A 24,902-nucleotide genomic window follows, 5' to 3' on the forward strand; every position below is an offset into this window, starting at 1 on the left:
ATTAGAAATGATATGAGGGGGCGATTTTGATGAAGAAAAAAGAACACCAGCCAACTTCGAAGCTGAAGAAAACCCAAGAAGTCCTGTATCAGCAGGAATTCAAAAAAGCGGAAAGAGCAGCAGAAAAAAGAAACAAATAAGACGGATATTCCCCTCCAACAAGCACATAACTAAAGTGATCTTGTAAAGGAGGGAAAGGCTTTGAAAAAAGACCAACACAAAAAATCCAACCACGAGCTCGCGGCACAAGAGACGGATGGCGAATATGTTGAATTTTCCAAAGAACTTGCAGATCCGAATGACGTAAAAGCAATGGCACGTATGAAAGCGGCCGATCAGCGCGCCAAAAAACAATAAGTAAAAAAGCAGACCTTATTCAGCGGTCTGCTTTTCTTTTATTTGATTTCAGTAAGAAGACTTGATGCTTTCTGGCGTGATTTTTCCTCTGGCACCTCTTCTGGATAACCTATATGAAGGATCGCAGCAAACCGTTCGTTTTCCTTTAATCCCATGTCTTGTTGAAAGCCTTTATCGTATAAAATACGTCCGCTCTTCCATACCATACCGATCCCTTGATCCCACGCAAGCAGCTGGAGATTTTGAATGAGCGCGCTCACGGCGGCAAAATCATCATTTCTCACCACAGGGTTCTCGTCTTCTTTTAGTACGACAAGTAAAAGCGCTGGGACCTTAGAAAAGTAATCTCTATATTGATTGATTTTTTCTTCTTTTGCATCTGGGTTGTTGCGCTGAAAGAAAGCAATAAAGCGCTCTACAAAAGTCGCTTTCGCTTCATCCGTCACCGCATATAAAAAGCGCCATGGCTCCGTGATTTTATGATTAGGTGCATAGACTGCATCCTCTAATAGCGGCTGAAGCTGCTCAATCGTCACCGGTGTGTCTTTGAATTTTCGAATCGATCGTCTATATCTGACAGCGTCTCGAACTGTTAACGCTTCTGTTTGTTGTTTCGTTTCTGGCATATATGTCATCCTTTCAATCAACTTAATTGAAATTGATTCTCATTCACATTATAAACGTCATCGCGTGCAGTTGCAAATCAAGTATCACTCCTCCCCGTCTGCTAAATAGTTGTTTGACTTTTTCAAGTAATGTTACAATCATATTACGTTTTAAACAAATTTTGAGAAAAAAGCCAAGATGATGAAATGATTTTCAAGTATTCCCATTTTGTCTGATCTGGTTTTTTTGTCAAAAGGCTTTCAACCATGATTGGAAGGGAGGCTTCTGGATGGAATGAAAATCAATATTGGACAAATCATTAAACTCTACCGTTATAAACAAAATATGACCCAATCTGAATTGGCAGAAGGAATTTGTTCTGTCTCTCATTTAAGTAAAATTGAAAATGGCTCAAAGGAGGCCAATCAAGATACGATCAATTTGCTGCTTGAGCGGCTTGGCATCAGCCAAGAAAAGCTGTCACAAAAGGCGCGTCATCTGCTGTCACTTTTGGATGAGTTTCAAATGAATATGTATTTCTATGCTCTCGATCAGGCTGAACAAAATGCAGAAATGATCATTCAGCACGAGGAGCAGTTCTTTTCGCTCGATTTAGGCATTCAGTATCATTTGTCCTTATTTCAATTTTATTTATTAACGGATAAACAGCCGCTTGCCTTAAAAACACACCGCGTGCTCAAAAAATTCGAAAAAACCTTTATTGAAACGGAAAAAGAAATTTTTGAATATCTTGACGGCATTCATCAAATTAAAATTGGTCAGCTTGAAGATGGGCTCAAAAAGCTTGAAAGCTGCTTTTCCTACGCTTCAGTCGAACAAAGTGATTTGTATTATCACTATGCAAAAGCACTTGGAAACATGGGACAGCTGGGTGATGCGCTTGAAGCGACACATCAAGCGATGGATTTATATAGACAAAAGAACAATTTCAAGCGGATTATTCACTGTACACTCATTCACGGCGTGATCTCACTTGAACTAAAAGCCTATCAAACTGCGAAGAAATATATAAAGGAAGTGATTTTGCACACGTCCCTTCATCCTGATGCCTATATTAAAATGTCCGCTTATTTTTATTACGGGGTGCTCTTAAAACGTGAAGGTGATTTTTCTTCAGCTGTGCCTTATTTACTAGATTCACTCAATTATTTTAATCAAGAACAGATAGAAGATCGTTACTGTGAAACGCTATATGAAATTGCGACACTATACGCTGAATATGACCGCAAAAAAGCACTTCCCTACATACACGAGTTGTTAAAACAGCCTCGTATTCAGCCAAACTGTTTATATATGATCAAAATCTATAAATTGATGATTGAGGAAAACCCTCTTGATTTGAAAACCTATTTGGTCGAAGCAGCCCTTCCTTACTTTGAACACAATGAGCTGCACAGTGAATATTTGTTTGCTCTTAGAACCTTACTTACCTACGCAGGTGCTGAGCTTGATGAGCAGGCCTATAAGTCCTATACAAAGAAATTGCTCGATCATTTAACAGTATATCTTCCCTATTACAAAAAAGCATGACCTTCTGCCGATCGAAGGTCATGCTTTTTCTATTTATTAAATGGTCTCTTGTTGATCTGTATCATGATGGTTCACCCGTTTGACAGAATGAATATACCGTCTTTTTGCAAAGAAATCGTACGCATGCTGTCCAAAGCCAAGCCAGATGCTGAGCACGATGAATGGGACCGTTCCCCATAAAGCAGGGATATGGCAGGCCATACGCAGCCAAGTATAAATCCCTGAATTCTTTTGATTTTTGGCTAGGGAAATAGACACAATTCGTTTTTCCGCCTTCTCTTCACTGATTTTATTCAGCCTGAGCAGCTGGGAGTGTCTAAAGGATTCAAAGTGAATCCGATTTTTCCAATCGAGTGATCTTAACACATCAATCGTTTTTGCACATGCAGGGCTTTGTCCGTCATAAAACACAAGCAGCCTCAGTGATTTAATGGAACGCTGTTCTCTTTTTTTCGATTCAGCGAGCTTCTTTTTTTCTTGATCGAGATAAATGATTTTTTTCATAAATTGATCGCCTGTCCTTTTCCATCATTTTTTTAGTTCGTTCAAAGGAGATTACAACTAGATTACTATAGTTGCTGGGCCTCTTGTATTGGGAAAAAGCCAACCGTTGTGCGTTATATGAGCCTTTGGATAAGGGCAAAATCATTGATTTCATAGCATATATGAGGTTTTTCAACTAAAAGTGGTTGGGAAAATCGTGGTGCTTTGCGGTTTTCTGCGGTATTTGATAGAATTCTGCGGTTTTCTACATCTTTATGCGGTGGTTTTGTAGGTAAAACGCAAAAACAAGATAAAAAAAGACTACTTCCCATTGCGGCGAAGTAGTCTTTTGGTTTATATTTTTGCCAAAACTTCTACTATTTCTTTCTCAATATCTTTCCATAAGTAGCGGTCTGTCGTATAGTGATGTGCGGCTTCTTTCGCAAATACTTGAAAAGCTTCTTCATAATCAGGTGCATCTTTGTCCGGTTTTTTCTCGTCGACAAAGCGCTGCGCCTCTGCTGAGCGAGGTCCCCATTTGCCCACTTCATTCCCGTCCTGATCAATGATGACGATAATCGGAATCGATCTTGCGGTCCCGTTCGTTAAATACTGATCCATCAGGTCTAGATGCTCATCTCGAATGAAATAGCGCGCATCAATGAGTGCTTCATTTGCAATACGCATGAAAATTGGAACATTGACCATCGCATCTCCGCACCAATCCGCTGTGATGACAAGTGCTCTGAGCTTTTTCTTTTGCAGCTTTTGGAGCAGCTCTTTTTCTTTTTGATGAATTGCATACTGGTTGTACACCGTGAGCAGATTTTCCCGGTTTTTCTCCATGTTGTGTACATATGTACGTTCAGCTAATCCCTTTGTAAACCATTCATTTAATGTCATATGAACATCCCCCTTACCCTTCAACTTTACCACTTTTGCTATTCTTTTGTCTAAAAAAACCTTCACCTAGTGAAAGGTAAAGGTCTTTTGGTTTATGGACGGCGCTTTCGATTTGGGTCCATCCCGATCAGCTTGGTGACAAGTACCATTGTGACAGGCAGTGACGTATTCTTTTTATACGCTAAATATTTCCCGCGCCATTCAGGCTTATATTTCTGTTTAAATGACCGTAAACCGCTGAAGCTGTACATGTATCTGACATTGTTGAAAATAACACTCGCCAAACGCTCCGTAAGAAAGGACTGATGGAACGTCCCCACATTCGATAAAGGTGCCATTCCCATGTTAAACGATTTGTAGCCTCTTTCTTTCGCCCATTGAAATAGGTGGATAAACAGCGCATCCATCATCCCATTCGGTGCATCATGCATATGACGCATTAAATCGATGGAAATCTCCCCTTCTTGATACATCGGCATCAATGATACAAAGGAAATGATCTGCCCTTGTTCATCCTTTAGAATCGCAATCGGTGCTTTTTGAAGATAGTCTTCTTGAAAATAACCGAGCGAAAATCCTTTTTCTTTTTTCTTTCCGAGCCAGCTGTCAGAGATCTGTTTTAAGGTTGAGATCAACTCATTTGAAAAGGGAGGTTCCAGCATTTCAAAGGTGTAGCCTTCTCGTTCAAATTTATTCGCCACAGCTCGTAAATTTGATTTTTTCTTACCTGACAGAGTAAACGTTTCTAAATCGACCATGGCTTCTTCCCCAAGCTTAAAGAAGTGAAAGCCTAAGTCATGATAAAGAGCCATCCCTTCTCGTTCTACTTGATAAAAAGCGACGCGGTAGCCGGCTTTTTCTGTCTCCTGTAAAAACTCTTCAAGTACAAGCGGATAAGACGCCTCACGTCCAGATGGATCTCCGAGCACAATGACGCAGCGGCCAATTCGTCCAAACTGAAGCATCGCTTCTCCATCACTTGAGAAAAATAGTTTTTTGTCGCCTAAAAAGCCAAGATGACTGAGGGCATTTCCGCCCTTTTCTTCTAAAAACGTTTTTAGTTTTTCCTCATCTGCTTTTTCTCCAATCGGAAATGCTTTCTTATTAAAAATCAATTTACTAATGAAGAAGAAAAGCGGGACACCGATGAGAGCAATCATGCTTGTCATCGTGATATGCCGTTCATTATGCACCAAGTAATCCTTACTCAAGAAATGCCCGATTTTTGTCCAAATAAAGTTGCCAATCACATTATAATTAAACAGCACGAGTAAATAACCAGCGGCAGCCGTCACAAACTGATACAAGGAATAAGGTGCCTGCTGCTTTACAAATTGATTTCGAAGAGAGAAAAACACAGCCATGATGACTGGCAAAATAAAGATCAGACTGAGATTAAACCCCTTTAACAAAGTAAACACAAAACCGCCTGCTAAAGAGATCATTGTCAGCACGTATGATCTTTTCGTTCTTTTATACACTTCAATGGACAAAATCATCAGAATGATTCCGAACATTAAAGAAAGACCATTAAATCCTGATAACAAAAAGCGCGGAATGCTGGTAATCACACCTAATCGGTCGACTGGAAGCACAACAGATGCCATGATAAGCAAGCCGCTTCCAAAGGTTAAAATCGATAAAGATCCGTATAATAAACGGATTAATAAAGCACGGTGCAAAACAATTAAAACGTTCGTTGTTTCAATGGCAGGGGCCATTTTCGGATTGCCTTCAAGACGTCTAAGCGTCGTTCCCGTTAAATCGTAAGCAGCTAGACAAAGCCCTAAGATAAACGGGAAAATCGAGTACACGAAGCGATACAAGACGAGCGCCGTCAGCACCATCTCTTTATCAAAACCAATGTATTGCATGCTCAGTAAAAAGATAAGGTCAAACGAACCAAATCCGCCCGGAACCATACTGATTAAACCGCCGATTGACGCAATCGCAAATACACCTAAGACTATTCGGACATCGACATTCATCCCCATGGAGACGACAGCCATGTACATGACAAGTCCAGCTGCCAGCCATTCTAAAAACGATGCTCCGATATAAGCGTAAATTGGATGCTTCAGTCCATTTTCACCGTTCTCGATCGAGCTTTTTCGAATGGATGCCATGACGATATAAATCGGTACAATACAGGCAAAGATAATGACAAATGCCCATAGCCACGGCTCCTGGCTGATAATACTTTCAACTGGAAGCACCCTGACCAAGATCAAATCACTGAAAATAGATAAGCCCAAAAGGACAGAGGAAGTCAAAAGGGCAATGCCTTTCAGCAATTTTTTCGTATCTGTTATGTACTCCTTATAGAGAAGCGTTCTAAGCCCTGCTCCTGATAGACCGCCAAATCCAAGAACACTGTTAAAGGAGTTCGCAATCCAGGAAATGCGTATCGTTTTCCAGCCGCTGATGGGCATATCAAGGCTTTTTCGTAAAATAAAATCGTATAAGGACATCGATAAAACCGCGACAAGTCCAAGAAAGACAAGAATAAACAAGTCCATTCGGTTCAAGCTGTCAATAATATAAAACGTCTTTTTAATGGAAAGTCCGCTCAGCTCCTGCTTCGCGACAAAAATCAAGACAAGGATAATGACGATCGGAAAAAGCATTTTTAAGATCGTCATACCCGTTTTTTTGTTCCACATGTTTTTCCCAACTTTCTAGGTTGCTTCATTATTTCAACTGAACATTATTATACAACAAATACCACTTGATTCATGCAGTTTAACATTCAAAAGCTTGACGAACCTTTCAATTAGAAGTAAAAATCAGTAATATAAAGAAAAAGAGCCGCTTAAAGGAAGTGAACAAGCGTGGAATATAATATTCATGACACCACCGTATTAAAAGAAGAGATTTTATCTCCAGAAGAAAAAAAGACATGGGTTCTTTATATGAAAGTGCTCACAGCTGCAGGTCTTGGAGATGTTTCTGAATGGATGAAGCTTGATATGAGTATGCCTCAAATGAAGGTGCTCATGCTGCTCAATAACCATGGCTCTCTCAAAGTATCCGAAATCGCTGAAAAAATGGGCGCTTCTTTGTCCAATATGACAGGTCTGCTTGACCGGTTAGAACAGTCTAACTTTGTCGTGCGAAAGCACTCTGAGCGTGACCGGAGAATCATTGTCGTAGAACTGACAGAGGAAGCGAAAAATATTTTCAGAAGTATTTATCAAAAAGGACACGAAAAAATCAAAAATTCCCTGCAGCGGCTCAATGACGAGGAAAAAGAAAAAGTCAATGAAGGCCTTGCTATCTTAGAAAAAGCACTGCGTCCTGAACGCGGTTAAAAGGAAAAAAGACGGTCACTTGGAGTCCGTCTTTTTTGTTTCTTCTACTTGCCGATCTGGGGTGAAAAGATTTTTACGAATCACTTCCCTGTCATCCCATAAAAGATAGGCTAAGCCAATGATGAGGAAAAAAATGCTGATCCACGTACTGCCAGGGAGCACTTCTTCAAGAAGCTGAAATTTACTTACCTCATCATCAAAGCTCGTTCTAAAAAAATGAATCTCAAAAAGAACATATTTCGCTATATAAAACAATCCCGCCATACAGATAAACATGGCGCCGACAATTCTTCTTCCAGACATGCGTTTACTCCTTTAATTCCACTGATTTCTTTTGATTAATTCCGTGATATGGGCAAGGTGATGCTTTGAATGCCAGACGTACATTCCCGTTGCATCATATAAGGACACCGTTTGTTGATCGGCTGGGTGATAATAAGAAGCGTTGAAGTCTTCCTCTGACATTCCCCGCAGTAAAGTGACCCACCTGCGATGCAGACTGCTGATCAAAGGCAGGGATAAACTGATGGGTGCCTTGCTGTCAGGAAGTGAGGCAAATCCCTCCTGATCATATGGACGTATGTCCGGTGTATCTTCTGTGAGAGCAAGCTTGAATCGTAAGTATGCATTCAGATGGCTGTCTGCTACGTGGTGAATGAGCTGACGAACAGTCCATCCTCCCGGCCGATAAGGTGTATCAAGCTGAGCATCTGTCAGCGGTGCGGTCACCGCTTCATACTCTTCGGGGATTGCAGCCAGCTGATCAATCCATGCTTCAAGCTGTGCTTTCGTTTTTGTTTCAACCGGTTCATATAAGCCAATCGGATATTGTAATGACGTCATACGCTTTCTCCTCTCTCAAATCCTTCAAGCACAAATTTTCCAATCATCTTTCCTTGCTCAAGCGTTTGATGTGCCTGCTTCAAGTTAGCAGCATTGATCGGACTGAGAACCTTTGTTAAGGTATGCGTTATTTTTCCCTGCTCAAATAACTCACCCGCCTCTGTCAAAAGCTCATGCTGTTTGATCATGTCCGCTGTTTCATACATAGGACGTGTAAACATGAATTCCCATACAAATGCCGCACTTTTATTTTTGAGTAATTGAATGTCTAGGTTTTGCTGATTTTCGACAATGGTACAAATCGTGCCTTGCGGTTTTATCGCTTCTGCCATGCCTTTGAAATGTCCATCTGTATCATTTAAGCATAAAATAAAATCCACTTCGCCGATTCCTTTTTCTTCGAGCTGCGCTAAAAGCGGCTGATGATGATCAATGATATGATCGGCACCTAATGACAGACACCACTCTTTTGTTTCTGGTCTTGATGCGGTAGCGATCACAGTTGCCTTCGCTAATTTGGCTAGTTGAATGGCGATAGACCCAACACCGCCTGCACCCCCAATGATCAGCAAGGTTGAACCTTCAGCATTCCGCTTCATATGCATCCGGTCAAATAAAGCCTCATAAGCCGTAATTGTTGTAAGGGGCATCGCGGCTGCTTCTGCAAAGGATAGATTGGCAGGCTTTTTCGCCACAATACGTTCATCCACAAGCTGATATTCACTATTCGATCCTTGACGCGTAATATCTCCCGCATAGTATACGTGATCACCTGGCTGAAACAATGTACACGCTTCGCCCACTTCAACAACCGTACCGCTTGCATCATAGCCTAGAATTTTCAGTTTTTCTTCCTTCTGATCCTTCGGTGATCTCACCTTTGTATCAACTGGATTCACTGACACAGCCTTTATCTTCACGAGTACATCTCTGCCAGACGCCTTAGGCTTTTCGACCTCCTGATCCATCAGGCTTTGCTCATGCTCAATCGGCAAATACTCCAATAGTCCAACTGCTTTCACTCGCTCGCACTCCCTTTCTCTATTCTTTCTTTCCACATTTTATCATAATTTTCTGATGTTTATGGCTGGATCAAACGAGTGATGGCACATTTATGACCTTTTCAGGGCCTTTCGCTCCCTCGCGATGTATGAAGGACGTGCTTTTTGCAAAGAAGGAACATAAGTAAACCAACTGTTGGATTTAAAAAATAGCTGAACGTAGTAAAACTGGATGTGTTGCAGGAAAACAATGATGATGAAAAAAGTAATGAAAAAGAGGTTAGACATATCTGCTATCCCCTGGATCCATTCGTTTATAAAAAACACCACAAAACTGATCATCATCAGCTGTTCAAGCCTTTGCACGATCTTGGTCAAGCCATGTCCTCGTTTTGATAGATCACCAGACTGATGCTTTCTGATTTTTCTCGATTTATAAAACCAAATGATACTTTCCGCTAAGTTATGAGTGATAAAAAGTACAATGAGCGCAATGAATAAAGGCGATGGGTGATAAAAGAATGGGATTAAAAATGGAATGACAAGAAAATAAATGGCAATACATGCGTGTCTGACTGATAAGAGAAATAGGTCTTTTTCTATAGATGTTTTCATGTGTTTCACCTCCATATGTACTACGTTTTAATTGCCAAAATGTTCCCCTTCGCTATCAAAAAAAGGATGCCCCAAGAAGGCATCCTTTTCATGAATAAAGCTTAAAAAGCAGCGCTTAGTACGACAGGACCTTGTGGGAGCTTGTTATCCTTTTTTGGTTCAAGGGTCACAGCCACGGTATCCCATGATTCGCTTGCTTCTTTTTCAGATAACGCATAGGTGACGGTTCCTTCCCCTTTGTTATCTGTTTTAAAGGCACCGGCTGGAACCGGCTGATCTCCTTTAATGAGCCACACTTGATAAACAGCAGATGAATCAAGCTGACCCTTTAAGCCGTCTGCACTCACCACAAGTTCTTTTTTGCCGTTATGCTCTATCACTGAAAAAGCACCCGTCGTTTTTGGTGATGCGGCCGATGCCAGTGATTTTGTGGCAACAACCCTGACAGGTTCTTCCGCCTGTTCTTTTCCATTCGATAAGAAATACACATTTCCAGCTGCTGATATGAGAAGCAGTGCCGCAACGAGCGGTAAGAGCCACTGGTTTCGTTTCTTTTGCAGCGTTTTAATTTCGTTTGGCTCAGGTGCAGCCTTGAGCTCTTTTTTATGGCTATTCTTTTCTTCGACTGTCTCCTCTTCAAACACCTGGGATAAAATACGGTCTTTCATCCCTGCTGGAGGTATTTGGTCTTCGGCTAGAAATGGAATGTCAGACATGAGCGATGTCAATTCTTCAAGCTCTTCTTTGCAAGCTGAGCAGTGCTTGATGTGCGCTTCAAATTGCGTTTTTTCTTCTCCTTGTAAATGCCCATTAAAATAATCAATTACTTGATGTTTACACTGATTCATGCCTCTTCCTCCTTTCCACCGCGCGACAGTTTCGATCGCAAATGCTTCAATGACAATCGAACCCTTCCCTTTACCGTACCAATAGGGATGCCCAGCTTTTCGGCGATGCTCTTTTGTGTCATCCCTTTAAAATAAACATCTTCTATAATGGTTTGCTGTTCTTTTGACAATGTAGATACTGCTTCACGTATGTTCTGTTTTTCCTCGTTCCATTCCACTTCTTTTGATACATCTTCTTGATGATCAGCTAAATATTCAATATGCTCATCTTCCAAAGCCGTTTCATTCCGATGCTTTCTTAAAAGGTCAATGGCCGTGTTGCGTGACATCATGAATAACCACGAGGAGAATTTCCCTTTATCGGTATGATATTCTCCTATGCCGCGCCAGAGCTTGATGAAGACCTCTTGAAGTACTTCCTCCGCGAGCTCACGGTTGCCAGTCATTTTATAAATAAACGAATATAATACACGTTCATAACGATCGTACAGCACTTCAAGCGAGGGCTTGTGACGATCATATTTGATCTTGTGATACAGCTCAAAATCTTGCAATGTGTCCATGGTCATCTCCTTCCTTTTTCATGAGAAAGAGCATGCGCATCCATCATGAAATCCTTCACGTATTGCTTATCACTCGATTTGCTGAAATAAGCCTACCTTGTACTTTACTCTTTTTTCAAGGAGAAAAAAAGAGCGCTGAAATAGGAAGTGTGCTCCTCATGAGAATGTACTTACTTTACGACATAACAGACCATTTGGATCACCGAATCCATGTGTGACCACTCTCTGATCAGTTGATTTTAGTAAACTCTCATCTCCCTCTCCATTTAATTGAGGTAGAACGCATTCTTTCCTCATGTCATAATAGGGTGTAAATTGGAGAAATTGGAGTGTCCGTATATGATGGTGACGATTGTTCTTTTTTTATTAGCAGGTTTAGCAGAAATTGGCGGCGGCTATTTGGTATGGCTTTGGCTGCGTGAAGCAAAACCTGTCAGCTTCGGGATCGCCGGCAGCCTCATCTTGGTTGTATATGGCATCATTCCAACCTTTCAGCAGTTCCCGACTTTCGGACGGGTTTATGCTGCCTATGGCGGTGTTTTTGTCATTCTTGCTGTGTTTTGGGGCTGGTGGGTCGATCGAAAAACACCTGATCTATATGACTGGATGGGTGCTTTGATCTGTTTGGCTGGAGTCAGTGTGATGTTATTTGCGCCTCGCAATTAATGGACCCATATAAAAAGTGCTGCCACATACGGGCAGCACTTTGCTATGTTATTTGAATGCTTCAACGAGCTCCAGCTGTTTGTAATTCTTTGTTTTTCTCTTTAAAGCGTTCATTATGAGAGGAAACGTATGCCACTTTTTCAGCTTCTGGTTCGATGTACAGCTTTGCGCTATTCAGTGCATTGACTCCATCAACAAACGTGCCGGCAATTAAGCGAACCTTGCTTTTATGTGTACACAAGTCGCCTACCGCATAGACGCCCGGTAAATTGGTTTCCATTTTTTCATTGACCTCGATCAGTCCCCATTCACCTTGCTTAAGGCCCCATTCTGATAGCACACTTAGATCGCCTTTCATTCCGTGATTGACAATCACAGCATCTGTTTCGATTCGTTCTTTTTCACCTGTCTCTATGTTTTGAATGGTGACCGCAGCAATTTTGTCGCCTTGACCATGCAGCTCTGTTAGTTCATGCGGGGTTAAAATTTGTTTGCAAGTTGCCTTCATGTTGGCGACGTTTTTCTCATGTCCGCCAAACATGTCACGCCGATGCACGACGGTGACACTTTCAGCAATCGGTGCAAGGGCATTGGCCCAGTCAACCGCTGAGTCGCCGCCTCCAGAAATCACAACCCGCTTCCCTGCAAATGTCTTGAGCTCCTGGACAGTGTAATAAAGGTTTGTCACTTCATAGCGGTCTGCATGCTCGATTTCAAGTTTCCGCTGAACTGGAATGCCGTGACCCATCGCTAATATGAGGGTCTTTGTCAAATGACGATCACCATTTTCAGCCGTCAGTAAGATGTGATTATGTTCATCTCGCTCAAATGACGTGATTTTTTGATTCAGTGCAATCTCTGGTTCAAAAGTTTTCGCCTGTGTTTCCAGCTGCTGTATCAGCTGTTCTCCTCTTGTTGGCGGCAAACCGCCGACATCCCAAATGACCTTTTCAGGATACAGAAGGATTTTCCCGCCAAGGCTTTCGTTGTACTCAAGTACCTTCGTCTTTAAGTCCCGCATCCCACTATAAAAGGCGGTATACATGCCTGCTGGACCGCCGCCAATAATGGTGACGTCAAACAATTCAAGCTGCTCTGTCATTTGAGTCCCTCCAGTATTCCATCGAATGATCTATTTTTCAGTGATATTGATTCTCATTATCATATGTATCTATTGTAGTCTACTCTAGTGAGGGGAATCAATAGCTTTCTGCAAAAAAAGAACAGGACGAGCGCTCACTCGTCCTGTCATTCATCACACAATGGTTAAACCAAGGTCTTTTAATTCAAGAGAAACAAGTCTTGCAATCGCATCTGCGCCTTCTTTTGTAAAGTGCGTGCGATCCTCAATTCCTGTTGACAGCATAAAATAAGAGGTCGTTTTCTCTATGCCGGAAATTTGATAAAACTGAAGGCTTGCGGTATTTAAATCAACGAGAAGAACTTCTTCTTCATCGGCTAATTCTTTCATAGCGGCACAGTAATCAGGAAAATCATTGATAAATTCCCCGTCTTTTTCATGAAAACGGCAGACTGGCGTTAACAAAAGTGGTGTTGCCCCTTTTGCTCTTGCTCCATGAATATATTGAGACAGGTAGCTTTTATACGTTGTGAAAGGATCTGTATGCCGCTCAGGCTTTTCCTTGGAAGCATCATTGTGCCCCATTTGCGTGAAAAGCCAGTCTCCTGGCTGAATGTCAGCCAATATGTCATCAAGGCGTCCTTCTTCAATGAATGTTTTGGAGCTTCTTCCACCAATGGCACGGTTCTCGACGTTAACCCCATGCGCTGTATAGCGGTGTAAAAACTCTCCCCATCCTCCTTGAACAGGACGATCTGGATAAGATGAAACGGTCGAATCACCAGCTAAATAGATGGTTGTCATGTTCATACGCCTCCTTTTTCATTGAGCCACTTCACCCGAGCGATACGGGCATCCTAGTGGCTGCTGAAAAGATATGAAACAATCAGCATCGCTATTTCAATTATTCTCTTTTTAATGATCAAAACCCTGCTTACCGGTAGATGTGAATGTGTTAAATATGCGGCGGAAGTTCTATTTTTGATTCCACTGCTTGATGTAACGCCTGAAGCATGTAGCCAATTCCTTTATATGGAGCCAGCGGATAATTTGCTTTTTGATAAGGCTGTAATAAAGGATCGATCACTTTTCGATATTTCTTTCCACCTAGTACCACCAGTTCATCATATGCGAAAAGATTTTTTTGATGAAATTGCTGGCTCAGTTCTTCTCGTGTGATCTGGTCAGCATGCGGTGTACCAAAAGCCACATCATAATTTTCGTGAATGATATCATCTGCCTTTAAGAAGCCGTGCTTTGCTGATAAGATCATCCAGTCTGAAAAGAACGTTTGAGCATAGCTTTTCGTACGCTGATGCAGGGGACTTAAATAGACATGGTTCGCTGGCTGGCTCCCTGCTTCTGGATCGACATCCCAAATTTTCTTCGCGCCACATGGAATGATACAAACTCGCTTCACTTGATTTTCTCCTTCCTTCGTCGATACATCCGATACACGATACAGCCTAGCGCTGTGCCGAGTGTATTTAAGAGAATATCATCAATATCACTGCTTCTTGTAATGATACCAGATTGAGAGAACATCCATTGGAGCAATTCGATCATGGTTGACAGGAGAAAGCCCCCAAGAACCGCCTTTTGCCAGCGCATAGTTCGAAAGGCTTGATAAAGAAAAAAACCGAGTGGGACAAATAACAAAATGTTCCCTGCTAAATTTAGAAAGACGAGATTTGGATAGCCGTGATGGTAGGCGTGAAGATTTTGATAAATGGACTGCAAAGGCATGAGATTAACACTCACCTGATCCCTAGAGGCGGAAAAACGATTTGGAAAGACCGTCAAATATAGTAAAACATTCGTATAAATAAACAGACTGGCAAGGACCAATTCTGTCCGCAAATAGATAAAACGATTGTGCTTTTTTGCCTGTCTGTATCTCATATGTAAATAGAGCGGGACGAGCAGGAGAAAATAAGCAATGGAAAACATAGCACTGGATGTCATACAGAGAGCTGCCCCTTTCTCATATGATGATGCTTGACCATATTTACAGCTTATTCAGGCTTGCCCGCATCTATTCATCACTTATTCTCACATTCAATGAAGAGAAAACCATATTGACAAATCGTCATTCCCCCGCTAAAATGAATGACATTCAGTCATTTAAGGTCGGTGATGATATGTCGAAACGAGAAAAGATTATGCTTGCTGCGATTGATGCGTTTAAAGAAAAAGGAATCGAAAAGACGACCATTTCGGATATTGTGAAAGCAGCAGGAGTAGCGCAAGGAACTTTTTATTTATATTTTCCTTCAAAGCTTTCCGTCATGCCTGCTATCGCAGAACATCTTATCGCACAGATGGTGCCTGCAATTGAAAAGGAATTAACTCAGCATGCAGATGTCCTCGATCAAGCAGATGCGCTTGTTGAATTCATCTTTGCTTTTACAAGACAATACCGTGATGTCCTTGCCCTGACCTACTCAGGCTTAGCCGCCACCGAGCATTTAAAGGAATGGGAAGATATTTATGAGCCGATTTACAAATGGGTCGCTGCTTTTCTAGAAAAAGCAAAGCAGGACAAAAGAGTCCGTGCGAATTTGAACTGTCAATATGCAGCTAAATTCATTATCGGTTTACTCGAATCGTCTGCTGAGCAAATGTACTTATTTACGGAAACAGATACAGAAGAGGTTCTGATTCAAAAGCGGGAGGTGAAGCAATTTCTTCTTTACGCGCTTGGCATAGAGACACATTAACTTAGTACAGCACTTGCTGTACGCAGCGTGTAGACAAACCCTCGCATTCTTTGTCAGTCCTGCGCGCTGGTGCTCACGAATGTCAAATTCGCTCCGCGCCAGTGCTCGTCTTTCCTAGACTGCAAAGGTTTTCTATCACGCTGAAAAGAAGACAAAGGGCTAAAATCAAGTTCATTTTAGCCCTTTGTCGACAATCTGAGTACAGCACTTGCTGTACGCTCTTTTTTGGGTTCAAAATGACGAATCGTCATTTTTAAGTTTTAGGAGGAAATACGATGAAAAAAAGCTGGATGTATGTTGCACTCACTTGTTTATTCGAATTACTTTGGGTGTTTGGTTTAAATAGAGCAGATGCTCTGTGGGAATGGGCGATCATTATCTGCCTGATCCCAGTTGATTTTTACTTTTTAATGAAAGCCTGCGAAAAGCTGCCGACAGGAACCGTGTACGCCGTGTTTGCCGGAGTTGGAACGATTGGTACGTCTTTGATGGATTATGCACTGTTCGGCGGTTCGTTTTCATTAGAAAAGCTCTTATTTATGGGCATTTTAATTCTCGGGATTATTGGACTGAAAGTGTCTGATGGAGATGCCCATGAGCAGAAAGGAGAAGCGGTATAAATGGGCTGGTTTTTTGTACTGTTGGCCTCTGCCTGCGAAATCGGCGGAACCATTGGCCTCAATATGTTTAGTAAGAAAAAGCAAATCACGACAGGCATTTTATTTGTCGGCGGGTTTGCCTTATCCTTTTTGTTTTTATACGCCTCGTTCTCTTCCGTTCAAGTATCTGTTGCCTATACGGTCTGGATTGGACTTGGAACGGCGGGCTCTGTCTTGTTTAATATGATTCTATTTAAAGAGCCAAAAAACATGATTCGTATACTCAGCTTGCTGCTGATTGTCATTGGAGTGGTTGGGCTGAAGTTGTTTGCTTGATTGAATAACAAGAAAGAAAAAGCAATGGAATTAATTTTCCATTGCTTTTTCAGTTAATTTATATACTTTTCTTGGTACGCTTTAAATTGTTCTTCGTATTTTTGCAACTTTTCCCCATCAACTTTTGAATTTAATTTCGGTTTTCGCTTTCCAATCACCATCACATCTTTATCTACAATAGGACTTGATAAAAAGATGTATGGCGCAAAACGATCACACTTCGTATTTGGGAGGGTTACGGATAACCTGGCATATTCTTCTGTCGGGAATTGGTTCGAAATTTCAAGTTCCTTGAGTCCCTCTAATTCCGATATCGGCTCCAAAGACTCGTCCTTCACTTTTATATTTGATAAGCACAGATATGTTAAATTCTTGAGGTATCTTAAAGGTTGAAGAGTATTTATATTTAATGTATTCCAAATCCCGCCTGACAATTGTAGAAATTCTAAACCAGTATTTTTTTGCAAAGGGGCTATGTCATTCAACTTTGAAAAATCTGTTATGGATAAAGATTTTAAAAACGTGTTTTTTGATAAATCCCATAAACTTTGTGCCTTTGTATTCCATTCAAGTGCCAATACCTCAACATCTTTAAGAGAACTGATGATTGATAAATCTTCTACTCTCAGTTCATGCACAAAGAGCATTTTGGGATTAACTAAGCTTAAGATCGTATTGAACTCCTTTTGGTTCACTTTGTAAATCCACAATTTCGTCAGGTTAGAAAAAGATTTCAACCTTTCAATATTTTTTGTTTTTCCTGTGATTAACAACTCAGTGGAATTTTCATCTACATCGGCTAAATCATGAACAACTTCTGGTCGTTTATCATGATGAAAAATATATTGGGGGTCTTCTTTTCGCATGCTTTTACCTCCACACCTATAATTAAGGAATATCTATATAAATTTTATCAGTATTTTGGAGTCAACACATGATTATCTTTAGCACTTTCAGGGAAAGGATAAAAACTAGATGATCTTCTTTGGTCGCCAATCGTGATTATGACCTCTGTTTTCAATCCATTTTATAAAATCTTTATCATCTAAACATTGGAGACTATCTGCTAGGCAGCGCCTTCTTAGTAGATAATAAAGTTAGTAAGACGACTATATATAAACAAATAAAAGAACTCTAATTCATATACGAATTAGAGTCCTCATGATATAACTGATTTTATTTTTCCACCTTAAAATCGAACCCGCTAATTTATTTCTCGTTTAATGGGTGTCTTGCTGCTCGAGCAAGAGATCCATTGCGTAAATCGATTCGCTCTTCTCATCCAATAAAAAGTACACAATCAAAGGCTCTCCAAAAGCTGCTGTCTGCTGCGTGAACAAAACACAGGTGAATTTTTCAATACCAACTGGCAGCTTTCTTTTTAATAAAGGGTGAAGAATAGGTGAAGCCCGAATTGTATCTACATCAACTTCCCAACGTTCGTTTTTTAAAGTTGGATAATGCTCTGATAACAATTGGTGTAACATATCGGTCGTGAGCGCTGCTTTTCCATCGCATCCATCATTTAGTATGTTGGTGTTATACATCGGATGGCTGCTCACCCTTTGAAGCGTTGATTCGTATTCCTTTTAAGACAAATCGTTTCTGACCATCAAGTGTACAGGTGATCAATGTCAGTTCATTTTTCCCACGATCCTTTAGTACATCCACATCCGTCGGTTCAATTGTAGCTGAGCTGACAATTTTATATTCGTATGTTTCAGCTTGATGATGTAAGACAACTTTTTCTCCTTTAGGCACCTCTGGCAGCTGCCGGAAAAGCCGGTCACCTCTATACCCTCTATGCCCTGCAATCGTGAAATTACCTTCACCTGGCATTTGATGAGATTTAATTTGAGTCAGTGCTATACCTAAATTTTCTTTTGATGTAACAGGAAGCACTTTTTCGTTTAAATTAATTGACGGGATCTCTAGCTCCATCACATCTCGCAGGTCTTCTTCTGACACAGTTAAATGTGGAATAGAAGAAAGGGCATCACTGTCATTTTCTTCAATCATCTTTAATGCCTGTTCCATTGCTGCTGTCTCTTGAGAAGTTCGCCACTCATATAGAAAAGGAACGGAGATGAGCATCAGCCCCGTGACCACCAAAAAGCTGCCTAATAAGGTTCTTTTTTTCATCAATACACTCGTTCCTTCCTTTTACTGAATGGTTCTTCTTCTGACAACAAGAAGAACAGTTCCAGAAGCTACTAGTAAAATCCCTGCATACATCAAATAACGCAGCCATTCTTCACCAGTCTTTGGCAGCTCACCGTTTGAGCCATGAGGCGGATGCTGATCCCCTTTATCTGAGGCTGGAGGATTCGTGTGATCCTCTTCATTCTTCACTGGTGCATTTTTCACAATCATTGTCTTGATCTCCACTTCGCCCATTTGAATTGTAAAAGCGAGCGGCTTCTTTAAAACTACATAACCATCTGGAGCTTTCGTCTCTGTGAGTAGATACTCTCCAGGTTTAAGCCCTTTGACAATAGCTTCTCCGTCTTTTCCTGTTGTCACAGATTTTATGGTTTTCCCGGCTTTTGTACGAATGTCAAAGGATGCCCCTTTTAAGGTTCTATCTGTCTGCTGGTCTACCTTTATGATACGCAGACTTCCTAAGATCAAGTGATTCTTCGCTGTTAATTGAAGCGGCTTCTGCTGATTTTTCTCAATTGTGAACAGGATCGGCTTATCATCCAATTGATAGCCTTGAGGTGCTTTCGTTTCAACGAATTGATATTGTCCCGGTTTTAAATCATTGATGTGAAGCTTTCCTTTTTGGTCCGTTACAAGTGATTTCTTCAACGTTTTTCCTTCTTTACTCAGAAGAGCAAACTCTGCATTTTCCAGCGTGTGTCCCTCATCATCCACTTTGGTCAGTTCCACTGCTCCCGGCGTCAGTTTGTTAATCATTTCTACTTTTGCTGGTTTGTCTTGACCTAAACGAATCGTAAATGAGACAGGTGTCTGATCCAGTTCATAGCCGGCAATGCTTGCTGTTTCGACAAATTGATAGGTGCCTGGCTTCAGTTGATCGACTGTTAGTTGACCATTTTTGTCTGTCTTTAAGTCTTTCTTTATACGTTGATCGTGCTCATCAAGCAGATCGAAGGTCACTCCATTGAGTAACTGACCATCTTCTCCTTTTTTCTGAAGCTGCACAGCACTTGTCGTCCGAATATTTTCTTTTGTCACTTTCACCAGTTGTTTTGGATTGAAATCAATCTTAAAGTCTACTGGTTCTGCATCTAGTTTATGTCCAAAAGGAGCCTTCGTTTCAACCAATTGGTAAGCGCCTGGTTTCAAATCGTTGACAGTGATGATGCCTTTCTCGTTGGTTGTTAAACCTGACATCAATTCTTTACCATCGTCATTGAAAAGGGTAAATTCTGCGCCTTTCAATCTTTCTTTTTCTTCCCCTATTTTTGTGAGTTCTACAGAACCTTTCTTGAGCTGATTGATCGCCTCCACTTGAATCAACTCTTTTTGACCTAATTCAACTTCAAAGACAAGTGGTTTCGCACTCAATTCATAGCCTTCAAGACTCTTTCTTTCAACAAATTGATAGGTTCCAGGTTTTAGCCCTGTGAAGGTGATCTTTCCATCCTGATTGGTTGTAACCCCTTCTCCTCCTGCCACTATCTTTCCTTTATCATCAGATAGGTCAAAGACAACCCCTTCTAATGATTTCCCATCTTCGCCTTTTTTGTGCATCAGCACTCCGCCTGTAATGCGGCTATTTTCTTTTGTCACACTAACCAGTTTCTCAGGGTTAAATGGAATAGCAAAAGTGACAGGTGTTTCGTCAAGCTCGTGACCGAATGGAGCCTTCGTTTCAACAAACTGATACGTTCCAGGTTTCAGATCGTTGACGATGATCTTCCCGTTTTGATCAGTGACGAGACCTGATTTTATCTCTTTTCCATTTGCATCTACAAGCTTAAATTCTGCTCCTTCAAGCACATCATCCTTCTCACCGAGCTTCGTGAGCTGGACAGCTCCAGTTTTAAGATCATTGATTACTTTGATCTCTGCTGGTGTTTTTTGTGCGACTTCGATGGTAAAAGGATATGGTTTATTATTCTTTTGGTAACCATCAACACTCTCTGTCTCCACGAGCTGATATTTGCCCGGTTTGAGATTATCGACCAAAAGCTTCCCATCTTCATCTGTTGTCAAATCTTTACGCACAACTTTGTCATTTTGATCCAAGACTTCAAATCGAACACCTTGAAGCTTCTTGCCATCTTCCCCTTCTTTCATCACTTCTAATGCACTTGTTTCATATAGGTTCTTTTGCGAAATGACGACTGGTTCCTTTGGATCAAGTGGTACTTCAAATTTGATTGGCGTTTCATCTAATACATAACCATCTGGTGCTTTTGTTTCAATGAGCTGATACGTACCTGGCCTTAGTTCGTTTATCGTGATCTTGCCATTTTCTCCTGTGACAAGCGACTTTTGCAGCTCTTGCCCATCTTGATCTAAAAGCTTGAACTGTGCACCTTCTAGTCGCTCTCCGCCTTCACCTATTTTGCTCAATTCTGCTGAGCCTTTGATGATGTCATTTACTGCAGTTACAATTGTTGTTTCTGTTTGATTTTCTTTAATGGTGAACGGCCATTTTTGCTGATTTAATTGATAGCCTTTCGGTGCGTTTGTCTCAACAAAATAATAGGAACCTGGCTCAAGATGTTTGAAAAGGATTTCTCCTTTTTCGTCCGTTTTCAAATCGGTTTGGACGGTCTCTCCAGATTCATTTTTCAGTTCAAATTCTGCATTCTCTAATGCTGCACCCGTCTCTTTGTCTTTTTTCGTTAACTTGACATGCTGGCGGATTTCTTGGTTCTGCACCGTCATGCTATTTCCTGTTTTCGCTTGATCTCCTGATTCGTAAGGCTGATCAATCGTGACATGGATCGGTTCCTTCGTTTTAATATAACCATCAGGTGCTTTCTCTTCTGTCACGATATAATCACCATACAGAAGACGATCAAATCGAAGAGCTCCTTCTTCATCTGTTGTCTTTGTACCAATGACGATGCCGCTCGCAGCATCTGTCAGAGAGAAGCTTGCTCCTTTTAGCGCTTTTCCACTACTCGCATCTACCTTTTTAACGGTTAAAGCACCAATCGATCCTGTGCCATCTCCCATACCAGCGGTGCGTTTCACCACAATTGAAGCTTCAGATTCCTTTTTGATCTCTTTTACATTTTCACCTCTAAACGTTACTTCGTTTTGAAGTGTACTTCCCACTTTATCTAAAATGAGAGATTGGTATTCTAAAATATATGGTCTTGTTATTTCTTCTTTAAATTTAATTTGAAAAGAATCTGGATCAAATTCAAGGTCTAGCTCATAATCCTTCCCTTTTTCCAGCTCTTCTGCTTTTGTCACTTGCCCCTTTTCATCTATTGTCGTCGAATAGAGATGAAATGAGTTTTCTATTATGGCTTGGTTACTGCTTGGATGGTCTATAATCGTCGCATCTTGGACTGTTGATTGACCAAAGTTGATATTCAGTTTCCAATCAATGACTTTCCCTTGCTGATTTCCTGATTTGCTCGTGTATTTCCCCCCATTTGGAATGGACACCACTGCATTCACATCAGATTCTTTTGTCTGCCCATCATAAAGGGTCGCTTTATTATCGTAGGTTTTCTGTACTAAATCCATTCCTTCAACACTTGTTTGATACGTGATTTTGTATGGAGAATCAATGGCTTTTTTGAAAATCACTTCGAAGCCTGTTTCTCCCTTTTCATTTTCAAGGAATTTGATGTCATAATGTTCTTTCGCTAATACCTCTTTTTCTTCCGCACCATTTTCCCCGCCTTGTAAATCAAGCGAATAGACAGTGATCGAATCTTTAAGCAAACGCTGATTTCCTTGAATGAAATCCTCGATTCTCGCCTCTTCTAAATGTTTCAAGTTATAGTTCACACCGATATTCCATGTGATTTCTTTTTTCTTTGCATTATAAGTTCCGTTTTTGAAACCATTTGACTGCGTGTATGTGTCAGGCGTGAAGACAGATTGATTTTCTTTCGTCAAATCCTTGCCATCTTCATTTACCCATTCGAGCTTTACATGATTACGCAAGTTCTTTTGATCTTTATCTGCTCTTTTTTCATAATCAAAAGACGTTGTATATGTGACGGTATGTTCTGTCTTTATTTCTTTCGTAAATTGAATATCAAATCCATTTGCATGTTCAACGATTTGATAATCTGTGCCTTCTTCAAGCACTGTATTACCTGTCGTCACTTTTAAACTATCTTTTTGCAGCGTCAATCCTTCGTTTGTAAACGTATCTTTTAATGTCACATTGTTCATCGTTTGTTGATCTTTGTTGAAGGTGATACGCCATGGAATGGTCTTGGACTTGTAATTCGGTGTTCCATGATTTTTCGTTAGGATTTGCTGGTCAATTCTTTGCTTCCCTTGTTTGCTCTCTTTGCCAGCTGTTACCGTATTGATAATCTCTTCAGCTTCAAAAATCCGCTCGGTTGCTTTTGTTTGATAGGTGATGAGATAAGCCGATTGAATATCTTGATTGAATTGCAAGGTAAACCCGTTTTGTTCATCCTTTTTTTGAGGTTGAACCACATAATTTTCAAACGCTTTTTTTCCTGCTTCGTTGCCATTTTGATCAATTGTGACTTCTTTGACTTGAATGGAATCAGATATCAGCGCCTGTGTGCCGTTAAAGAAGTCTTCTAACAAAGCATCCTTTTGAGCCAGCTTTTTTTCGTTATAGTTATAACGAATTTCCCATGTAATTGTTTGTGTGACTGGGTCGTATTGCGCGGCTTTTTTATTTAAAGGACTGCCTCTTGTCACATTCACTGTTCCTTCTGCTGAACTGATCACTTTATCACCAGAAACAAGGGACGCTTTATTACGAAACGCAGATTGATCCTGATTCGTAATATCCGTTTCATACATTAAACGGTAAGCTAGATGCACGTCATCTTTAAATTCAATCGTGAAATCTTGACCATCTGCTGTTTGGCCAATTGTGTAGTGGTTTTCGTCAAGCAGCTGACCAATCGATGTTTCACCATTTAGCTTTGTATCAATACGATAAAGCTTGATTGAATCTTTTTTTAACGCTTGACCTTCTTGAATCGGATCTAACAGTTTCGCTTGTTTCACATCTTCTAAATCCATATTAAAATCTACTGTCCATTGAATGGTTTCAGCATTGTAAGAACGATTTGGTTCTCCCTTTTTAGAGACGTTTGGGCCATTTGGAATGTATTGAATCGGGATTGATATTTTATCCTTTCCTTCAATCGGGGTAATGACCACTTCTTTTTCTTCAGTAATGACAGTTTTTTTATCTAATTGCGTCCACACTTGAAGTGTTCCATGGATATTTGAATATTGTTTAATAAAATCAGTGAATTCGATGGAGGCATTTCCGCTTTCATCTACAGAAAAATAACCAATGGTTGCCTGATTAAATTTCATCTCAAGACGATCGATTTTTTCATAAATCACTAATTCCTCTGGAACCTTGAAATGGAATTCATCCCCGCCATTATAGCTATGACCGTTCGGGATGGCCCACTCATAGTTAATGGAAATCAGCGAGTTAATATCAGGCTTTTCAACTGAATTTCCTTCCTGATCTTCAAAGATTAATTTCGCATCAGTGAGGAGATTTTCTTGTATCTGCATTTGTTTTGAAACACTTTGCAGCCCTGCACGCTTAGACACGCTCACTTTGTTTTTTAGTAATTCATCTTCATCGTTTTGTTTCGTTTGAGCGGCTTCTTGATTGTTAGAAGCTTTATCTTTCTCAGATGAGATTGAGTCATCTTTTGGAAGGCTTTCTTCACCCTTATTTTGCTTTGTTTTCTCTTCTTGCTGAGTTATACTGGTGACATCGATGTCAATTGATCCTTCTAAATTTGGATCGATCTCAACATCTTCTTTAAATTTCACCGTCACTTCATTTTGTTTTGAAACGGTATACTCGCCAACAGGTATGTCACCCACAGTAATGGGTTCCTTCTGCTCCTTCTCTACCTGGATGGCTGAAGGAAGAGTGAGAACATACGGATATTGTTTTTTTAGATCAATTCCTTTTATAGACCAATGCACAGTGGCCTTTCTTACTTGCGGATCTTCCATGCTTGATAACTTATTGCCTTCGCTATCAGCAAATTCAATATCCCCATAAATGTTTTCTTGAATTTCTTTTGCTTGTGCCCCTGCTAAAGGCAAGACTCCTAATATACTAGACTGTATGACTAGCACTGTAATGAGTGCCAGCGACAATATTCTTTTCAATACATCCACCCTTTTCTAAAATTATTTTTCAACAACGATAAAAAAATCATTTGTATACTGTCAGATCAATCACTCCGCTTCTGATCAATATTTTCTAAAAATGGCACCTTAA

26 protein-coding genes are annotated in these 24,902 nt (G+C 40.6%); 8 read left to right on the forward strand and 18 right to left on the reverse strand.

The genetic code is table 11. The annotated features are described in order from the left end of the window. Positions 1 to 29: 29 nt before the first annotated feature. Entirely contained in the window at positions 30 to 140 is a 111-nt protein-coding gene (locus M1D84_RS14795) for a YfhE family protein (protein WP_017358836.1), read from the forward strand. Between the two features lie 61 nt (positions 141 to 201). Then, on the forward strand, positions 202 to 357 hold the full coding sequence (locus tag M1D84_RS14800; protein ID WP_024425223.1) for a YfhD family protein: 156 nt from the start codon (positions 202 to 204) through the stop codon (positions 355 to 357). Positions 358 to 395: 38 nt separating this feature from the next. Here M1D84_RS14800 and M1D84_RS14805 read toward each other — a convergent pair whose 3' ends face one another. Beyond that, positions 396 to 983 (reverse strand): nitroreductase family protein, encoded by a 588-nt coding sequence (locus M1D84_RS14805; protein WP_041087328.1) that lies wholly within the window; start codon positions 981 to 983, stop codon positions 396 to 398. 274 nt (positions 984 to 1,257) lie between these two features. On the opposite strand from M1D84_RS14805, the gene M1D84_RS14810 reads away from it, so the two are divergent. Next, entirely contained in the window at positions 1,258 to 2,514 is a 1,257-nt protein-coding gene (locus tag M1D84_RS14810) for a transcriptional regulator (protein ID WP_024425225.1), read from the forward strand. Positions 2,515 to 2,550: 36 nt separating this feature from the next. Here M1D84_RS14810 and M1D84_RS14815 read toward each other — a convergent pair whose 3' ends face one another. From M1D84_RS14815 to mprF, 3 genes are all read right to left on the reverse strand, one after another. Continuing rightward, positions 2,551 to 3,018 (reverse strand): thiol-disulfide oxidoreductase DCC family protein, encoded by a 468-nt coding sequence (locus M1D84_RS14815; protein WP_024425226.1) that lies wholly within the window; start codon positions 3,016 to 3,018, stop codon positions 2,551 to 2,553. Positions 3,019 to 3,351: 333 nt separating this feature from the next. Continuing rightward, positions 3,352 to 3,900, reverse strand: a complete 549-nt coding sequence (locus tag M1D84_RS14820; protein WP_024425227.1) for a thioredoxin family protein — start codon at positions 3,898 to 3,900, stop codon at positions 3,352 to 3,354. Positions 3,901 to 3,992: 92 nt separating this feature from the next. Next, complete coding sequence (gene mprF / locus M1D84_RS14825; RefSeq protein ID WP_257803024.1) at positions 3,993 to 6,563, reverse strand: bifunctional lysylphosphatidylglycerol flippase/synthetase MprF; 2,571 nt, start codon at positions 6,561 to 6,563, stop codon at positions 3,993 to 3,995. Between the two features lie 168 nt (positions 6,564 to 6,731). On the opposite strand from mprF, the gene M1D84_RS14830 reads away from it, so the two are divergent. After that, positions 6,732 to 7,211 (forward strand): MarR family transcriptional regulator, encoded by a 480-nt coding sequence (locus tag M1D84_RS14830; RefSeq protein WP_024425228.1) that lies wholly within the window; start codon positions 6,732 to 6,734, stop codon positions 7,209 to 7,211. Between the two features lie 15 nt (positions 7,212 to 7,226). On the opposite strand, the gene M1D84_RS14835 is transcribed toward M1D84_RS14830, so the two are convergent. The 6 genes from M1D84_RS14835 to M1D84_RS14860 all read right to left on the reverse strand — a co-directional run bounded on the left by M1D84_RS14835 (position 7,227) and on the right by M1D84_RS14860 (position 11,081). After that, complete coding sequence (locus M1D84_RS14835; RefSeq protein WP_332285300.1) at positions 7,227 to 7,514, reverse strand: hypothetical protein; 288 nt, start codon at positions 7,512 to 7,514, stop codon at positions 7,227 to 7,229. Positions 7,515 to 7,526: 12 nt separating this feature from the next. After that, positions 7,527 to 8,054 (reverse strand): YfiT family bacillithiol transferase, encoded by a 528-nt coding sequence (locus tag M1D84_RS14840; RefSeq protein WP_163115486.1) that lies wholly within the window; start codon positions 8,052 to 8,054, stop codon positions 7,527 to 7,529. Next, positions 8,051 to 9,076 carry a zinc-binding alcohol dehydrogenase family protein gene (locus M1D84_RS14845; protein ID WP_024425231.1) on the reverse strand — a complete coding sequence of 342 codons (1,026 nt, stop codon included), beginning with the start codon at positions 9,074 to 9,076 and terminating at the stop codon, positions 8,051 to 8,053. Before M1D84_RS14845 ends, M1D84_RS14840 begins: the two co-directional genes overlap by 4 nt. Before the next feature lie 90 nt (positions 9,077 to 9,166). Then, entirely contained in the window at positions 9,167 to 9,670 is a 504-nt protein-coding gene (locus M1D84_RS14850; protein WP_024425232.1) for a hypothetical protein, read from the reverse strand. Positions 9,671 to 9,771: 101 nt separating this feature from the next. After that, on the reverse strand, positions 9,772 to 10,518 hold the full coding sequence (locus M1D84_RS14855; protein ID WP_024425233.1) for an anti-sigma factor: 747 nt from the start codon (positions 10,516 to 10,518) through the stop codon (positions 9,772 to 9,774). Further along, the gene (locus M1D84_RS14860; RefSeq protein ID WP_024425234.1) at positions 10,515 to 11,081 is read right to left on the reverse strand and encodes an RNA polymerase sigma factor; all 567 of its coding nucleotides are present in this window, start codon (positions 11,079 to 11,081) and stop codon (positions 10,515 to 10,517) included. Before M1D84_RS14860 ends, M1D84_RS14855 begins: the two co-directional genes overlap by 4 nt. A 339-nt stretch (positions 11,082 to 11,420) precedes the next feature. Here M1D84_RS14860 and M1D84_RS14865 point away from each other — a divergent pair, with 339 nt between their 5' ends. Next, positions 11,421 to 11,747: a YnfA family protein gene (locus tag M1D84_RS14865; protein WP_103132717.1), complete on the forward strand. Its 327-nt coding sequence runs from the start codon at positions 11,421 to 11,423 to the stop codon at positions 11,745 to 11,747. Between the two features lie 61 nt (positions 11,748 to 11,808). Here M1D84_RS14865 and M1D84_RS14870 read toward each other — a convergent pair whose 3' ends face one another. The 4 genes from M1D84_RS14870 to M1D84_RS14885 form a co-directional block, all read right to left on the reverse strand. Continuing rightward, entirely contained in the window at positions 11,809 to 12,849 is a 1,041-nt protein-coding gene (locus M1D84_RS14870) for an NAD(P)/FAD-dependent oxidoreductase (protein ID WP_133744889.1), read from the reverse strand. A 153-nt stretch (positions 12,850 to 13,002) separates the two neighbouring features. Further along, positions 13,003 to 13,632, reverse strand: coding sequence for a rhamnogalacturonan acetylesterase (locus M1D84_RS14875; protein ID WP_332285298.1), 630 nt, complete (start codon positions 13,630 to 13,632; stop codon positions 13,003 to 13,005). A gap of 151 nt (positions 13,633 to 13,783) precedes the next feature. Continuing rightward, on the reverse strand, positions 13,784 to 14,248 hold the full coding sequence (locus tag M1D84_RS14880; RefSeq protein WP_212048798.1) for a DUF6884 domain-containing protein: 465 nt from the start codon (positions 14,246 to 14,248) through the stop codon (positions 13,784 to 13,786). Further along, positions 14,245 to 14,793, reverse strand: coding sequence for a VanZ family protein (locus M1D84_RS14885; RefSeq protein ID WP_257803025.1), 549 nt, complete (start codon positions 14,791 to 14,793; stop codon positions 14,245 to 14,247). Before M1D84_RS14885 ends, M1D84_RS14880 begins: the two co-directional genes overlap by 4 nt. Before the next feature lie 176 nt (positions 14,794 to 14,969). On the opposite strand from M1D84_RS14885, the gene M1D84_RS14890 reads away from it, so the two are divergent. The 3 genes from M1D84_RS14890 (at position 14,970) to M1D84_RS14900 (ending at position 16,483) form a co-directional block, all read left to right on the forward strand. Next, a complete protein-coding gene (locus M1D84_RS14890; RefSeq protein WP_122632172.1) occupies positions 14,970 to 15,548 on the forward strand; it encodes a TetR family transcriptional regulator in 579 nt (192 codons plus the stop codon). A 275-nt stretch (positions 15,549 to 15,823) separates the two neighbouring features. Then, positions 15,824 to 16,168 (forward strand): DMT family transporter, encoded by a 345-nt coding sequence (locus M1D84_RS14895; RefSeq protein WP_024425239.1) that lies wholly within the window; start codon positions 15,824 to 15,826, stop codon positions 16,166 to 16,168. Further along, positions 16,169 to 16,483 (forward strand): DMT family transporter, encoded by a 315-nt coding sequence (locus M1D84_RS14900; RefSeq protein ID WP_003217878.1) that lies wholly within the window; start codon positions 16,169 to 16,171, stop codon positions 16,481 to 16,483. Between the two features lie 53 nt (positions 16,484 to 16,536). Here the strand turns inward: M1D84_RS14900 and M1D84_RS14905 are convergent, their stop codons facing one another. From M1D84_RS14905 to M1D84_RS14920, 4 genes are all read right to left on the reverse strand, one after another. Beyond that, on the reverse strand, positions 16,537 to 17,349 hold the full coding sequence (locus M1D84_RS14905; protein WP_216100183.1) for a leucine-rich repeat domain-containing protein: 813 nt from the start codon (positions 17,347 to 17,349) through the stop codon (positions 16,537 to 16,539). Between the two features lie 354 nt (positions 17,350 to 17,703). Next, complete coding sequence (locus M1D84_RS14910; protein WP_332285295.1) at positions 17,704 to 18,030, reverse strand: hypothetical protein; 327 nt, start codon at positions 18,028 to 18,030, stop codon at positions 17,704 to 17,706. Beyond that, the gene (locus M1D84_RS14915) at positions 18,023 to 18,625 is read right to left on the reverse strand and encodes a class D sortase (protein ID WP_149125861.1); all 603 of its coding nucleotides are present in this window, start codon (positions 18,623 to 18,625) and stop codon (positions 18,023 to 18,025) included. The genes M1D84_RS14910 and M1D84_RS14915 overlap by 8 nt, the downstream gene beginning before the upstream one ends. 21 nt (positions 18,626 to 18,646) lie before the next feature. Continuing rightward, on the reverse strand, positions 18,647 to 24,790 hold the full coding sequence (locus M1D84_RS14920; protein WP_458106320.1) for a SpaA isopeptide-forming pilin-related protein: 6,144 nt from the start codon (positions 24,788 to 24,790) through the stop codon (positions 18,647 to 18,649). Between the last annotated feature and the right edge of the window lie 112 nt (positions 24,791 to 24,902).

This window comes from Bacillus sp. PK5-006 (assembly GCF_054161415.1).